Source organism: Streptomyces sp. H39-C1, assembly GCF_027158125.1.
Classification (GTDB): domain Bacteria; phylum Actinomycetota; class Actinomycetes; order Streptomycetales; family Streptomycetaceae; genus Actinacidiphila; species Actinacidiphila fildesensis.
Map to the genome: position 1 here is coordinate 85,139 of NZ_JAPVLS010000006.1, position 14,233 is coordinate 99,371.

The 14,233-nt window shown below is 70.0% G+C and carries 15 protein-coding genes; 7 read left to right on the forward strand and 8 right to left on the reverse strand.

What is annotated here, in order from left to right:
* The first annotated feature begins 90 nt into the window (after positions 1-90).
* The 5 genes from O3W51_RS06140 (at position 91) to O3W51_RS06160 (ending at position 6,480) form a co-directional block, all read left to right on the forward strand.
* The gene (locus O3W51_RS06140; RefSeq protein ID WP_138350915.1) at positions 91-1,098 is read left to right on the forward strand and encodes a carbohydrate ABC transporter permease; all 1,008 of its coding nucleotides are present in this window, start codon (positions 91-93) and stop codon (positions 1,096-1,098) included.
* The gene (locus O3W51_RS06145) at positions 1,095-1,949 is read left to right on the forward strand and encodes a carbohydrate ABC transporter permease (RefSeq protein ID WP_244809403.1); all 855 of its coding nucleotides are present in this window, start codon (positions 1,095-1,097) and stop codon (positions 1,947-1,949) included. The genes O3W51_RS06140 and O3W51_RS06145 overlap by 4 nt, the downstream gene beginning before the upstream one ends.
* The gene (locus O3W51_RS06150; RefSeq protein WP_138350914.1) at positions 1,946-3,490 is read left to right on the forward strand and encodes a glycoside hydrolase family 3 protein; all 1,545 of its coding nucleotides are present in this window, start codon (positions 1,946-1,948) and stop codon (positions 3,488-3,490) included. Before O3W51_RS06145 ends, O3W51_RS06150 begins: the two co-directional genes overlap by 4 nt.
* 41 nt (positions 3,491-3,531) lie before the next feature.
* On the forward strand, positions 3,532-4,602 hold the full coding sequence (locus O3W51_RS06155) for an SIS domain-containing protein (protein ID WP_138350913.1): 1,071 nt from the start codon (positions 3,532-3,534) through the stop codon (positions 4,600-4,602).
* A 429-nt stretch (positions 4,603-5,031) separates the two neighbouring features.
* On the forward strand, positions 5,032-6,480 hold the full coding sequence (locus O3W51_RS06160; protein WP_138351074.1) for a sensor histidine kinase: 1,449 nt from the start codon (positions 5,032-5,034) through the stop codon (positions 6,478-6,480).
* Positions 6,481-6,611: 131 nt separating this feature from the next.
* Here O3W51_RS06160 and O3W51_RS06165 read toward each other — a convergent pair whose 3' ends face one another.
* Together O3W51_RS06165 and O3W51_RS06170 are read right to left on the reverse strand one after the other, a co-directional pair.
* Positions 6,612-6,869 (reverse strand): WhiB family transcriptional regulator, encoded by a 258-nt coding sequence (locus O3W51_RS06165; protein ID WP_138350912.1) that lies wholly within the window; start codon positions 6,867-6,869, stop codon positions 6,612-6,614.
* Positions 6,870-7,186: 317 nt separating this feature from the next.
* Entirely contained in the window at positions 7,187-8,155 is a 969-nt protein-coding gene (locus O3W51_RS06170; RefSeq protein ID WP_138350911.1) for a diacylglycerol/lipid kinase family protein, read from the reverse strand.
* Positions 8,156-8,203: 48 nt separating this feature from the next.
* Here O3W51_RS06170 and O3W51_RS06175 point away from each other — a divergent pair, with 48 nt between their 5' ends.
* Positions 8,204-8,623, forward strand: a complete 420-nt coding sequence (locus O3W51_RS06175) for a hypothetical protein (RefSeq protein WP_244809405.1) — start codon at positions 8,204-8,206, stop codon at positions 8,621-8,623.
* 73 nt (positions 8,624-8,696) lie between these two features.
* On the opposite strand, the gene O3W51_RS06180 is transcribed toward O3W51_RS06175, so the two are convergent.
* From O3W51_RS06180 to O3W51_RS06200, 5 genes are all read right to left on the reverse strand, one after another.
* Positions 8,697-9,662 carry an RNA polymerase sigma factor SigF gene (locus O3W51_RS06180; RefSeq protein WP_232484647.1) on the reverse strand — a complete coding sequence of 322 codons (966 nt, stop codon included), beginning with the start codon at positions 9,660-9,662 and terminating at the stop codon, positions 8,697-8,699.
* 109 nt (positions 9,663-9,771) lie between these two features.
* A complete protein-coding gene (locus O3W51_RS06185; protein ID WP_138350908.1) occupies positions 9,772-10,185 on the reverse strand; it encodes an anti-sigma regulatory factor in 414 nt (137 codons plus the stop codon).
* 182 nt (positions 10,186-10,367) lie between these two features.
* Positions 10,368-10,937, reverse strand: a complete 570-nt coding sequence (locus O3W51_RS06190; protein WP_138350907.1) for a GNAT family N-acetyltransferase — start codon at positions 10,935-10,937, stop codon at positions 10,368-10,370.
* Positions 10,938-10,946: 9 nt separating this feature from the next.
* Complete coding sequence (locus O3W51_RS06195) at positions 10,947-11,669, reverse strand: AAA family ATPase (protein ID WP_269284369.1); 723 nt, start codon at positions 11,667-11,669, stop codon at positions 10,947-10,949.
* Between the two features lie 28 nt (positions 11,670-11,697).
* Positions 11,698-12,597, reverse strand: a complete 900-nt coding sequence (locus O3W51_RS06200; RefSeq protein ID WP_244809407.1) for a 1-aminocyclopropane-1-carboxylate deaminase/D-cysteine desulfhydrase — start codon at positions 12,595-12,597, stop codon at positions 11,698-11,700.
* A 129-nt stretch (positions 12,598-12,726) separates the two neighbouring features.
* Here O3W51_RS06200 and O3W51_RS06205 point away from each other — a divergent pair, with 129 nt between their 5' ends.
* On the forward strand, positions 12,727-13,656 hold the full coding sequence (locus O3W51_RS06205) for a MurR/RpiR family transcriptional regulator (RefSeq protein ID WP_244809409.1): 930 nt from the start codon (positions 12,727-12,729) through the stop codon (positions 13,654-13,656).
* A 113-nt stretch (positions 13,657-13,769) separates the two neighbouring features.
* Here the strand turns inward: O3W51_RS06205 and sodN are convergent, their stop codons facing one another.
* Positions 13,770-14,165 carry a superoxide dismutase, Ni gene (gene sodN / locus O3W51_RS06210; protein ID WP_138350904.1) on the reverse strand — a complete coding sequence of 132 codons (396 nt, stop codon included), beginning with the start codon at positions 14,163-14,165 and terminating at the stop codon, positions 13,770-13,772.
* Positions 14,166-14,233: the final 68 nt, after the last annotated feature.

Consider the following 14,233-nt stretch of genomic DNA (forward strand, 5'->3'; position numbering starts at 1 on the left):
GGGGAAACAGGCGCTGCGAGCGCGGACGGTCCACGGATGTGGGCCGTCCGCCTCCGCACCCGGCATGGACGACGAAGAAAGGTCAGCGAGATGAGTGCCGCCGACACGCATGCCACCGAGCCGCTGGAGCGGGGTCTCGTGAAGAGCCCGCCGCCGGCTCAGGACCGGCCCGCATCCGGGCGGGGGGCCCGCCGCCGGCCGGCCACCCGGCAGAACAGAACCCTGCCGTACTTGCTGATCACTCCGGCCCTGGTGGTCATGGCGGGCGTGCTCGGCTGGCCGCTGATCGACACCGTGGTGCTGTCCTTCCAGGACATGCGGCGCAACAACCTGTGGGGCGGCACGACACCGCCGTGGGTCGGTCTCGACCAGTACACGACGATCCTCGGCGACTCCGAGTTCTGGCATGTGTTCATCCGCACGGTCGTCTTCGTCGTCGTCTGTGTCTTCTTCACCATGTTGCTCGGGCTGCTCATAGCCATGCTGCTGCAACGGGTGTCGCCCTGGCTCCGGGTGATGATCACCAGCGCGATGGTCGCCGTCTGGGCGATGCCGCTGCTGGTCTCCACCTCGGTCTTCAAGTTCATGTTCGACTCGGACTACGGGCTGGTCAACGAGCTGCTCAGCAAGCTCCCCGGGGTCGACTACGCCGGCCACAACTGGTTCCTCAACCCCACCTCGGGGCTGGCGATCATCGCCGCCCTGGTGGTCTGGGCGGCCATCCCGTTCATCGCCATCAGCCTGCACTCGGCGCTCACCCAGGTGCCCAAGGAGCTGGAGGAGGCGGCCAGGATCGACGGCGCCAGCGGCTTCGGCATCTTCCGGTTCGTCACCTTCCCGGTGATCAAGCCGGTCTTCGTCATGACCACGACGCTGTCGATCATCTGGGACTTCGGTGTGCTCGGCCAGGTGCTGCTGATGCGCAACAACCACCCGGAGCCGGACTACCAGCTGCTGGGCCTCTACTCCTTCACCCAGGCGTTCACCAGTAACTCCTTCAGCACGGGTGCCGCGATCTCCATCATCACCGTGGTGATGCTGTCCGGCGTCTCCGTCTACTACCTGCGCCAGCTGATGAAGATCGGAGAGGTCGAGTGACTACCGCCGCCAAGGTCACCTACAAGAGCAAGAAGAAGAACCGCACCGGCTGGAACATCCTCGGCCTGCTCACCTTCGTGGTCATGGGCTTCCCGGTCTACTGGATGGTCATCACCGCGCTCCGGCCCAGCACCGAGATCCTCAGCTACCACCAGAAGCTCTGGCCGAGCTCGATCACGTTCGACCAGTTCCACCGGGCGATGGACATGCCCAACTTCTGGGACAACGTGAAGAGCAGCGTGATCATCTCGCTGTTCAGCGTCATCATCGCCATCGGCGTCGGGCTGCTCGCCGCCTACGCGCTGGGCCGCTTCCACTTCTGGGGCCGCCGCGGGCTGATGATCACGCTGCTGCTGATCCAGATGATCCCCGGCACCTCGATGCTGATCCCCATCTACATCCAGCTCAACGACATGGGCGGGCTGAACCAGTACTGGGGCGTCATCGTCGTGTACGCGGCGACGACGCTGCCCTTCTCGGTGTGGATGCTGCGCGGATTCATCGTCAACATCCCCAAGGAGCTGGAGGAGTCGGCCATGGTCGACGGCTGCAGCCAGATGGCCGCCTTCCGCCGCGTGGTCTTCCCGCTGCTGGCACCCGGCCTGGTCGCCGCCTCGATCTACGCCCTGATGACGGCCTGGAACGAATACCTTTTCGCTTACGTCCTCCTCCAGGACAACGACAAGTACACACTCAGCATTTGGCTGCTGAACTTCACCGGTCAGCGCGGCACCGACTTCGGCGCGCTGATGGCGGGCTCCATCCTGGTGGCCCTGCCCGTGGTGATCTTCTTCGTCATGGTCCAGCGCAAGGTCGCTTCCGGTCTGACCGCCGGGGCGGTGAAGGGATGACCGTCATTTCTACCGACTCCGCCCCCGACACCCTCATCCGGGACGCGCTCGCCGTCCTGCAGCCGGGATTCATCGGGACCACCGCACCCGAGTGGCTGCTGCTCCGGCTCGCCGAAGGCCTCGGCTCCGTGGCGCTGTTCGCCCGGAACATCGAATCGCCCGAGCAGCTGTCCGCGCTCACCGCGCAGTTGCGCGCGGTACGGGCGGACGTGCTGGTCGCGGCCGACGAGGAGGGCGGTGACGTCACCCGCCTCGAAGCGCGGACCGGCTCGTCCTTCCCCGGCAACCTCGCGCTCGGCGCGGTCGACGACGCGGACCTGACGCAGGAGGTGGCGGCGGAGCTCGGCCGCCGGCTCGGCACCTGCGGGGTCAACTTCAACTGGGCGCCGTCCGCGGACGTCAACTCCGACCCCGGCAACCCGGTGATCGGCGTACGGTCCTTCGGCTCGGACCCGCACCTCGTCGCACGCAACACCGCCGCGTACATCACCGGTCTGCAGTCCGCCGGGGTGGCGGCCTGCACCAAGCACTTCCCCGGCCACGGCGACACGGCCGTCGACTCGCACCACTCGATGCCCAACATCGAGGTCGGCCTGCAGACCCTGCAGGACCGTGAACTGGTGCCGTTCCGGGCCGCCGTCGCAGCCGGGACCAAGGCCGTGATGAGCGCCCACATCCTGGTGCCGGCCCTCGACCCGGACCGGCCCGCCACGCTCAGCCCCAGCGCGCTCAACGGGCTGCTGCGCGCGCCCGCCGCGGAGGGCGGCCTCGGTTACGACGGACTCATCGTCACCGACGGCATCGAGATGCAGGCCATCGCGGCGACGTACGGCATCGAGCGCGGCACCGTCATGGCGCTGCTGGCCGGTGCCGACGCCATCTGTGTCGGCGGAGGTCTCGCCGACGAGGAGACCGTGCTGCGGCTCCGCGACGCCATCGTGCGTGCGGTGCGCGACGGCGATCTGCCCGAGGAGCGGCTTGCCGACGCCGCCGCCCGGGTGCGGTCGCTCGCGGCATGGACGGCCGAGCGGTCGGGTGCGGCGGAGGGGACCGCACCCGACCCCGAGGTCGGCCTCATCGCGGCCCGCCGGGCCGTGCGGGTGACCCGTACGGAGGAGTACGTACCGATCGCGACCGCGCCGTACGTGGCCGCCTTCACCCCGGTCGCGAACATCGCGGTCGGCGCCGAGACGCCCTGGGGGGTGGCCGCGGAACTGGAGCGGCTGCTGCCCGGCACCGTGACCGGCACCTTCCGCGCGGCGGACGCCGAGGCCGGCGGGGCGGACGCCCTCTGCGCGAAAGTGCTGCAGTCCGCGTCCGACCGTAGGATCGTCGCAGTGGTCCGCGACGTGCACCGCCACGCGTGGATGGCCGACGCTCTGGACGCCCTGCTCGCCGCCCGGCCCGACACGGTCGTGGTGGAGATGGGGGTGCCCCAGGCGCCGCCCTCCGGCGCGCTGCACATCGCGACCCATGGCGCTGCCCGTGTGTGCGGGCGAGCAGCCGCGGAGGTCATCGCCGGCAAGGAAGCCGGGCTCTGACCGGCGCGGAGGAGATTCGCAACAGCCTGGAGGCCCACCGCATGTCCGCCCCGACGCCGGACCGGAAGATTCTGATACCGGGCCGGATCATGTCCGGCGAGATGGCCGAGCAGCCCGCCGTACTGCGGCGCATCCTGGAGCGGGGTGCGCCGCGGATCCGCGCGGTCGCCGCGAAGGTCGCGGCGCGCAACCCGCGCTTCGTGCTGCTCACCGCCCGCGGTACGTCCGACAACGCGGCGCTGTACGCGAAGTACCTGATCGAGGTGCTGCTCGGGAAGCCCGCGGGGCTGACCTCGATGTCGACCACCACCGCGTACGGCGCGACGCCGGACCTCACGGACTGCCTGGTCATCACCGTCAGCCAGTCCGGTGGCTCGCCCGACCTGGTGGCCTCCACCCGGGCGGCCCGCGAGGCCGGTGCGATCACCGTCGCGGTGACGAACAACCCGGAGTCCCCGCTCGCCGAGGTCTCCGAGTTCCACATCGACGTGCTGGCAGGACCGGAGAAGGCGCTCCCGGCGACCAAGACGTACACCGCCGAGCTGCTGGCCCTGTACCTGTTCGTGGAGGGCCTGCGCGGTGGTGACGGCTCCGCCGCCGAGGTGCTGCCGGAACTGGCCGAGGGGATCCTGGCGCGCGGCGCCGAGGTCAAGGCGCTGGCCGGCCGCTACCGCTTCGCGGAGCGCATGGTCATCACCTCCCGCGGCTACGGCTACCCGACCGCGCGGGAGGCCGCGCTGAAGCTGATGGAGACCAGCTACATCCCGGCCCTGGCGTACTCGGGCGCGGATCTGCTGCACGGCCCGCTGGCCATGGTCGACAACATCTCGCCGGTGATCGCCATCGTCACCGAGGGCAGGGGCGGAGAGGCCCTCCAGCCGGTCCTGGACCGGCTGCGCGGCCGGGGCGCGGACCTGGTGGTCATCGGCCCCCAGGCCCAGGTGGACGCCGCCTCAGCGGGCTTCGCCCTGCCGACGAAGGGGGTCGCCGAGGAGGTCCAGCCGATCCTGGAGATCCTGCCGCTGCAGATGCTGGCCTACGAGGTCACCATCGCCCGCGGCCAGGACCCGGACGCCCCGCGCGCCCTCGCCAAGGTGACGGAAACGCACTGACCGCGGCCCCGGCCGTGTGGAACGGGAAAGGCCCCGTCGCGTGCTGCGACGGGGCCTTCCGCGTGTGAGCGGGGAGGGAGCGGGCCCCGGCGGGAACGGGGCCGGTGCCCGGAAAACGCCACGGGCCGCGGCGCCGGGAAGGGACCCTCAGCCCTTCCAGCACCGCAGCCCGGAGCTGCTGTCGACGCCGTGGCCGACGGGGTGTGCGGTTCCCCGTGGCCCGTTAGGGCCGACCGGTGAGGCCACGGCGTAGTCAGGGCAGAGAACGCCTGGCCTCGATCCACCCTCCTGTGCGGGGAGGATGGAGGTCTGTTCGGTCCATTGTGGACTAGACCATTCGTCCTTGTCCATGGAATCGCGGCCATCGGTGGAAAAAAGGCCCGGCACGGATGGCGCGAATTGGCCTGTACGCTCGCAGACGTGCCCTCCATGAACGACCTCGTACGCCAGCACACCGGCCTCGACGACTCCGATCTCGAATGGCTCCACCTGCTGGTCTCCGAGTGGCAGCTGCTCTCCGACCTGTCCTTCGCCGACCTCGTCCTGTGGGTGCCCACCCTGGACGGCACACGCTATGTCTCGGTCGCCCAGATGCGGCCGAACACCGGACCGACCTCGTACCAGGACGACATGGTCGGCCATCTGGTGCCGCGCGGCCGCCGTCCCATGCTGGACGCGGCGCTGGACGAGGGCCGGATCGTCCGTGAGGGCGACCCCGAATGGCGTGACGAGGTCCCGGTCCGGGTCGAGTCGATCCCGGTCCGCCGCGAGGGCCGGGTGCTGGGCGTGATCGCCCGCAACACCAACCTGCTGACCGTCCGCACCCCCAGCCGGCTCGAGCTCACCTATCTGCAGAGCGCCTCGGACCTGGCGCAGATGATCGCCGCCGGCTCCTTCCCGTTCCCCGCCGAGCAGGTCGACATGGACGCGGCGCCGCGCGCCGGCGACGGTCTGATCCGGCTCGACGCGGACGGCATCGTGCAGTACGCCAGTCCCAACGCGCTCTCCGCGTACCACCGGCTGGGCCTCGCCGCCGACATCGTCGGACTGCACCTCGGCGCGACCACCGCCGAACTCGCCCCCGCCCGCGGCCCGGTGGACGAGGCGATGGTCAAACTCGCCAGCGGCTGGGCGCCTCGTGAGGCCGAGGTCGAGGGTGGCGACGGCGTCATCCAGCTGCGCACCATCCCGCTGCGGCCCAAGGGCACCCACATCGGCTCACTCGTCCTGCTGCGCGATGTCACCGAGCTGCGGCGCCGCGAACGCGAGTTGATGACCAAGGACGCCACCATCCGGGAGATCCACCACCGGGTGAAGAACAATCTGCAGACCGTCGCCGCACTGCTGCGGCTGCAGGCCCGCCGGATGGATTCCGACAAGGCGCGCGAGGCGCTGGAGGAAGCGGTCCGCCGGGTCGGCTCGATCGCGATCGTGCACGAGACGCTCTCCCAGAACCTGGACGAGCGCGTCGAGTTCGACGACATCGCCGACCGGGTGCTCTCGATGGTCGCCGAGATCTCACCCGGCCGCGTCACGGCCCGCCGCACCGGGCGCTTCGGCATCCTGACCGCCGAGGTCGCCACCCCGCTGGCGATGGTTCTCACCGAACTGCTGCAGAACGCGCTGGAGCACGGCTTCGGCCCGGGGGAGAGCGGCACGGTCGAGGTGGGGGCGACGGCCGGCCGCGACAAGCTGATCATCACCGTCCAGGACAACGGCCGCGGGCTGCCGGAGGGCTTCAACCCGCAGCGCGCCGGAAATCTGGGACTGCAGATCGTCCGCACCCTGGTGGTCGGCGAACTGTCCGGCACGTTCGACATGGTCCCGGCGCCGGAGGGCGGCACCAGGGTCGTGCTGGAACTTCCGGCCGAGGCGTAATTCCGGTGCCGGTGGTCGGGGGAGAACAGCAGTAAGCCCCGACCGCCAGGCGGTCGGGGCTTACCGGATGCTGTGTGCTGCGCGTACGAATTCGGGTGCTGCGCGCTGCGGCTCGGGGGTAAAGCGGGGCGTCAGACGCTGGCGTTGCGGGCCCTGTTGCGGGCGGCGCGGCGCTTCATTGCGCGACGCTCGTCCTCGCTGAGGCCACCCCAGACGCCTGCGTCCTGGCCGCTCTCCAGCGCCCACTGCAGGCACTGCTCCATGACGGGGCAGCGGCGGCAGACGGCCTTGGCTTCCTCGATCTGCAGCAGCGCAGGACCGGTGTTGCCGATGGGGAAGAAGAGTTCCGGGTCTTCCTCGCGGCAAACGGCGCGATGACGCCAGTCCATGGCTGCTCCAACTCCTTTGTGACAAGCACGTTGCTTGTGAATGTGAACGCTTTCACGAATCCCCTCACAGGGCACGGCACTACGCCCAGTTACCTGGTGCAGTCCCGCTGGTGTGAGGTGGTGGATTCGGGCTCTCAAGGGACTCCGGTTGTTGGCCGTCCCGATCGCCATGTAGAGACTCGCAAACCTGGGCTGCGGATACAACCCCTTCAGGAAAGTTTTTTTTGATTCCTCGGTGTCGCCTGCATCACAGCCGTACTTCCATGGGGTGCAGGGCAGCCTAAACGTTCGAGTAAAAGGACTTTGGGCTCTTCCGCTTACACAATCACACGCAGTGCACGGCGTACGCCTGTGAAGGTTGCGCTGGTTCGCAGCCCCAGGTGGTCGCCGTCCACCTGGAACGGGAGTGGAGCCTGCGAATGCAAGGTGAAGTCCGTCAGGTCGTGGACGGACGCCACATGCTTACCGTGCGGGCCTCGATCGGGGGTCGAACGCAGCAGTTGCGTGGCGTAACGCATCGCTGACGTCGTCGACATCTTCGAGACTCCGAGCAGGTCGAGGCCGGTGTCGAAGGAGGCCTCGGGGGACGCGTACACCGGACGATTGCCCAGGTAGGTCCAGGGAGCGGTGTTGCAGACTATGGCCAGCACCAGCCCGGTGACCGGGTCCTCGTCCGGGCGCTCCAGCGTGATCGAACCGCCCCGCCGGTGCGTCTCCGCCAGGAACTGGCGCATCACCTGGCGCATGTAGAGCGCGTGCGTCGAGCGCTTCCCTTGATCCCGCTGCTGTTCGACCCGGCCGACCACGCCGGCGTCGAAACCCAGCCCGGCGCAGAAGGTGAACCAGCGCGAGGGCACTCCCTCGTCCTCCGTACCGGGCGTGCCGCTCACCAGTCCCAGGCCGACCGTGCGCGACGACTGGTCGTGCAGGGCGTCCAGCAGTGCCCCGGTCGCCTCGACGGCGTCATTGGGCAGTCCCAGGGCGCGCGCGAAGACATTGGTCGAGCCGCCGGGGACCACGGCCAGCTGCGGCAGCCGGTCGGGATCGGGTCCGTTGTGCAGCAGTCCGTTGACCACTTCGTTGACCGTGCCGTCACCGCCCAGCGCGACGACCAGTTCGATCTCGCCGCCCTCGGCGGCCTGCCGGGCGAGATCCCGGGCGTGGCCGCGGTACTCGGTGGCGGCCACTTCCAGCTTCAGATCGCTGGCGAGTGCGTGGGCCAGAACGTCACGGACCCGCGCACTGGTGGTGGTGGCAGCAGGGTTGACCACGAGAAGTGCGCGCATGAGGGGAAGCGTACCTACCCATAAGTACACCGGGCTACGCTGGCCGGTGTGAGCCAGATCCCCCCGACCCCGTCACCCAAACCGCGCCGGCTGACCGCCGCCGCGGGCCTCGCGGCCCTCGAAGGGCTCGCCCTCGCGGCCTGCGGGCTCGTGCTGCTGGTGCTGGCGCTGACCGGTCACTCCGACAACGTCCGCAACGCCGTGGTGGGTGCGCTCACCGTTCTCGCCCTCGGCGCGATCCCGCTGGCGGCGGCGTACGGGCTGCTGCACGCCCGGCGCTGGAGCCGCGGCCCCGCGCTGATCATCCAGCTGCTGGCGCTGCCGGTGGCCTGGACGCTCGTGCACGGCGCGGCGGCGCTCGTCGCGGCCGGCGTCGCGCTGGCCCTCATGGCGCTGGCCGGGCTGGTCCTGCTCGTCCACCCCGCCACGACCGCCGCCCTGGGGATCGGCGACCGCAGCCAGGCCTAGGTCTCCGCGGCCTGAGTTTCTACGCCCTGGGCCTGCCGGACGCCTCAGGAAGCTGTCCGGCAGGCGTCATGGGCTACTCCTCGACGAGGAGCTTCTCGCGGAGCTGCATGAGAGTGCGGGCCAGCAGCCGGGAGACGTGCATCTGGGAGATGCCGACCTCGATGGCGATCTGCGACTGGGTCATGTTGCCGAAGAACCGCAGCATGAGGATCTTCTTCTCCCGGGGCGGCAGCGACTCCAGGAGCGGTTTGAGCGATTCCCGGTACTCGACGCCTTCGAGCGCCTCGTCCATGGCCCCGAGGGTGTCCGCGACGGCCGGGGAGTCGTCGTCGGTGTCCGGAACGTCGAGGGACAGGGTGCTGTAGGCGTTCGCGGATTCGAGGCCCTCCAGCACCTCCTCCTCCGTGATCTTGAGCTGGACCGCCAGCTCGTGCACGGTCGGCGCCCGGCCGAAGCGCTGGGAGAGCTCTCCGGTGGCGGTGGTCAGGGCCAGCCGCAGCTCCTGGAGCCTGCGGGGGACGCGGACCGCCCAGCCCTTGTCCCTGAAGTGACGTTTGATCTCGCCGACGACCGTGGGGGTCGCGTACGTGGAGAACTCCACGCCGCGGTCCACGTCGAAGCGGTCGACGGACTTGATCAGACCGATGGTGGCGACCTGGGTGAGGTCGTCCAGCGGCTCCCCGCGGTTGCGGAAACGCCGCGCCAGGTGCTCCACCAGGGGCAGGTGCATACGCACCAGCCGATTGCGCAGCTCGGCGCGTTCCGGTGAGCCGTCCGGGAGCTTGCTCAGCTCCACGAAGAGCGCTCGGGCGCCGGCCCGGTCATGCGGGTCGTGCTGCTCTTGCTGGTCCATGGGATCCGCCTGCTCCGCCGCGTCCATTCCATCCGTACGGGACCCGGGGTGCTGCCGCGCCGCATACCGCCCGACCGCCCCGGCGGGCGACGCCTGGGCGGGTACGGCGGCACGGCCCCGCACCGCGGGCGTGCTGCTGTCCGCCGGGGGTCCGGGAGCTGCCTCCCGGGAAAGATCAGCACTCATGGCGTTTCCCCGTTCCGTGCACGGTTGTACCGTTACCGGCCCTTCGGGGGACCGGGACACGCTGACCTGCTTCGGGTCCGCGCCTGCGGGCTGCCTGCATCTGGGGACCTCACGACTGTCCGGGGCCGGCACCGCGCTTCTTGTGCAGGCTGATGCTGACGGTCTTGTCCTCCGCGACCGTGGCATCCACCTCGCCCGCCAGTGCGGAGAGCACTGTCCAGGCGAAGGTGTCCCGCTCCGGAGCGCGACCATCGGTCGTGGGCGCCGAAACTCTCACCCACAGAGCGTCTCCGACGAGTCGGAAGACGCAACTCAATACGCTGCCGGGAACGGCCTGCTGCAGCAGGATCGCGCACGCCTCGTCCACGGCGATGCGCAGGTCTTCGATCTCGTCGAGGGTGAAGTCCAGCCGTGCCGCGAGTCCGGCCGTAGCCGTACGCAACACCGACAGATAGGCCCCCGCCGCGGGCAGCCGGACCTCAACGAAGTCCTTCGTCCCGGGCTCGCCTGCGATCTGGGACACCCTCACCTCCAAGGTGGCACACAGTGATTGCTCTGGTTCGCCAGCGACGCTATCGCGATCTGTGCCCTGATGTCGCCCGGACGGAGCACTGCCGCCGCCATGGGTGAGCCCTGGCCCGACACCCCACGACTGTCACCCATGGTAAGCGTATGGGTACGCAACGTGGCTAGGGGTGTGCGGTCTCAATTCGAAAGAGATGTCGCATCGTTGCCCACGCCCGGGTGGACTGCCAGGTCGGCGAGGGTGCGGAGCGGTTCGCCGGTCAGTCGTTGCACGGTCCAGCCGTCCTGTCCGAAGGCGCCGATGGAGCGGTAGAAGCCGATCGCGGGATCGTTCCAGTCCAGTACTGCCCATTCGAAGCGCTCGTAGCCGCGTGTGACGCAGATCGAGGCCAGTTCGGCCAGGAGTGCCTTGCCGTGGCCGCCGCCGCGCGCTTCGGGCTTTACGTACAGATCCTCCAGGTACACCCCGTGTGTGCCCGTCCAGGTGGAGAAATTCCGGAACCACAGGGCGAATCCCACCGTGCGGTCCCCGGATGAATCACCGGATACGTCCTCGGGGCCGGCTGCGGGCGCGTCCGTGGAATCGTCCTCCGCGATCAGGGCGAAGATCGCCGGGTGCTCGCAGAAAAGGGCGTCGTGCAGTTGCTCCGGCGTCGCGCGGGCTTCCGCCAGCGCCTTTTCGTACTCCGCGAGTTCGCGGATCATGGCGTGGATCGCCGGGACGTCGGCGGGGGTGGCGGCTCGGATCATGAGCCCAGGTTACGTCCCGATGATGTGGCGCAGGTAAGCGTTGGGATCGGTCAGATACCGGCGCCAGTGGTCGACGATCGCCAGGTCCTCCCAGCGCGCGGAATGCGCTCCGTCCTCGCCGATCTCGAGGATCGTGGCGCCCGGGGTCGCGGTCAGCAGCGGTGAGTGAGTGGCGCAGATCACCTGGGCGCCGGTGCCGGCGAGCTCGTGCATCAGGCCCACCAGGTGCAGACAGGACGTGAAGGAGAGCGCCGCCTCCGGCTCGTCCATCACGTACAGGCCGGGCTGCCGGAACATCTCGCGGAAGGCCGTCAGGAAGCCCTCTCCGTGGCTCATGGTGTGCACGGCGACGTCCTCGCGCTCCAGGGCGTCCAGGGCGGTCTCCGCGCGCAGGAAGAAGCCCTTGCGGCGGGTGCGGGGGCCGTCGAGCATGCGGCGGCCGGACCGGGTGGCGTCGAAGCGGATCCGCTGGCCCAGATCGGGCTTCTCGCGGTTGCTCGCGTACTTGTATCCGGCCCGGCCGCCGTACGAGTCCAGGCCGAAGCCCTCCGCGAGCGCCTCGACGAGGGTGGACTTGCCGGAGCCGTTCTCGCCGACGAGGAAGGTGATCGGGGAGGTGAAGCGCAGCCCGCCGTCGAGCAGCTGGGCGACGGCGGGGACCCGCCAGGGCCAGACGCCGGGCGGGAACTCGTCGGTGGCGGGAACATGCGCGTAGGCGCGTTCGATCAGCACGCGTTGTCCGTCCTCATCCGGTCATGCCTCATCCGGTCACGACGGCCGCGAGGCGGGTGCCGGGGGAGAAGGCCCCCTCGTCCGCCAGGGTGAACAGGCCGTGCAGCATCTTCGCCACGTAGACGCGGTCCGGGACCAGGCCGTGCCGGACGGCGAAGTCCGCCGCGAAGGCGTCCAGGCCGGGGGTGGTGCGGGCGTACCCGCCGTGGTGGAAGCGCTCGTCGAGCGTCCAGTCGCCGGTCCGCCCGCCGAACGCGTCCTCCTGCAGCCGCTGGACGGCGGCGCCGAGGAAGCCGCCCTTGAGGACCGGGAAGCCGATCGCGCGCTGGCCGCCGGGCGCCAGCCCCGCGGCCAGCCCGGCCAGCGTGCCCCCGGTGCCGCAGGCCACCGCGACGACGTCCGCCTCGCCGCGCAGCTCCCGGCCCAGCTCGGCACAGCCCTGGGCCGCCAGCGCGTTGCTGCCGCCCTCGGGCACCACGTAGCAGCGGCCGAAGCGCTCCCGCAGCTCTTCGGCGACGTCCGGCTCGGCCTTGCGGCGGTACGTGGTCCGGTCGACGAAGGCCAGCCGCATGCCGTCGGCCGCGGCGCGGGCCAGCGAGTCGTTCAGCGGGCGCCGGGCCAGCTCGTCGCCGCGTACGACGCCGATGGTCGTGAAGCCGAGCAGCCGTCCGGCGGCCGCGGTCGCGCGCAGATGGTTGGAGTAGGCGCCGCCGAACGTCAGCAGGGTGTCGTGGCCGGCGTCCGCGGCGGCCTGGAGGTTGAGCCGCAGCTTGCGCCATTTGTTGCCCGGCAGGTCCGGATGGATCAGATCGTCCCGCTTCAGCAGCAACCGGACGCCGTGCCGCGCGAGCCGGGCGTCCTCGATCGCGACCAGCGGTGAGGGCAGCCGGGGTCGCAGCGCGTCGAGCGGCAGGCCGGTGGCGGTCACCTCGTCATTGTCACCCGCACGGGTGAGGTCGGCAGCCCGCGGGTCGCAAACCGCCGCAATGGCCTCACAAGTCCCCCGGGCCGCGGAAGAAGCTCCCGAAAAGGGCCGCCCCCGGTGCATTCTTCTCCCGTGAAGACGGACGGCACGAACGGCACAGACCTCTCCGGCGGCCCGGGCCTGGAGCGGGAGCGGGAATCCCCGGCCGGGCCCGGCGACGGGCTCGCCGCGACGGTACGCGGGCTGCTGCCCTCGCTGACACCCGCCTCCGCGCGCATCGCCCGGCTGATCGTCGAGGACCCGGCCCAGGTCGCCCGCAGCACGATCTCCGAACTGAGCGCGCTGGCCGGCACCAGCGACTCGTCGATCGTCAGGACCGCCAGGGCGCTGGGCTTCTCCGGCTACCCCGAGCTCCGGCTGGCGCTGGCCGCCTCGGCCGCCCGGCAGCCCCCGCGCTCGACCCTGACCTCGGGGATCACCCGGCAGGACTCACCCGCGGAAGTGATGGCCAAGCTGGTGCACACCGAGTCCCAGGCCGTCCTGGAGACCGAGACCCAGCTCGATCCGGGGCAGTTGCTGGGCGCCGTGCTCGCGGTCTGCGGCGACGGCCAGCTGCACATCGCCGGCGTCGGCGCGTCCGGGCTGGTCGCGCAGGACCTGCACCAGAAGCTGCAGCGCATAGGACGGCCCTGCCACGCACACGGCGACTCCCAGTCCGCGCTGACCAGCGCGGTGCTGCTCGGCCCCGGTGACGTCTTCCTCGCCGTGTCGCACTCCGGCGAGAGCCGCGACGTCCTGGAGCCGCTGCGCCGGGCCGCCGCGGAGGGCGCGACCACCGTCGTCATCACCAACCACCCGCAGTCGTCGGCCGCCCGGCTGGCCGACTTCGTCCTGGCGTCGGCGGGCCGCGAGACGACCTTCCGGCCCGGCGCGATGGCCAGCCGGATCAGCCAACTGGTCGTCGTCGACTGCCTCTTCGTCTGCGTGGCGCAGCGCACCTACGAGAAGTCCGACCACGCCCTGCGCGTCACCCATCAGGCCCTGGAGAGCGACCGCGCCTGAACACCCGGGCCCGGAACGCGAGAACGCCCGTACCCGGTACGCGAACGCGGACCGGGTACGGGCGAATGGTCTGTGACCGTGGTGTTGTCACAGGCCGAGGGCCCCGGTGGAGCTCAGGCCTTCTTGGTCTCCCAGAAGATGGTGTCGATCTGGGCGATCAGCTCGAGGAGCTTCTCGCCGGTCTTCGGGTCGTTCGACGCCTTGGCAGCACTGCCTGCCTTGAGGGCGTCGTTGATGAGCTGGTGCAGCTCCGGGTACTTCTCGAAGTGCGGCGGCTTGAAGTAGTCGCTCCACAGCACCGAGATGTGGTGCTTGGCGAGCTCCGCGCGCTGCTCCTTGATGATGATGGCGCGGGTCCGGAAGTCCGGGTCCTCGTTGGCCTGGTACTTCTCCTGGACGGCCTTGACCGACTCGGCCTCGATGCGGGCCTGGGCCGGGTCGTATACGCCGCAGGGCAGGTCGCAGTGGGCGCTGACCTTAACCTTGGGCGCGAACAGGCGAGAGAACATGGCTGTCCTTCCTTGTGATCGTCTTTCCAGGTGGGAGATTACTCCCTGGGAGAGTCGTTTTCTCGGGT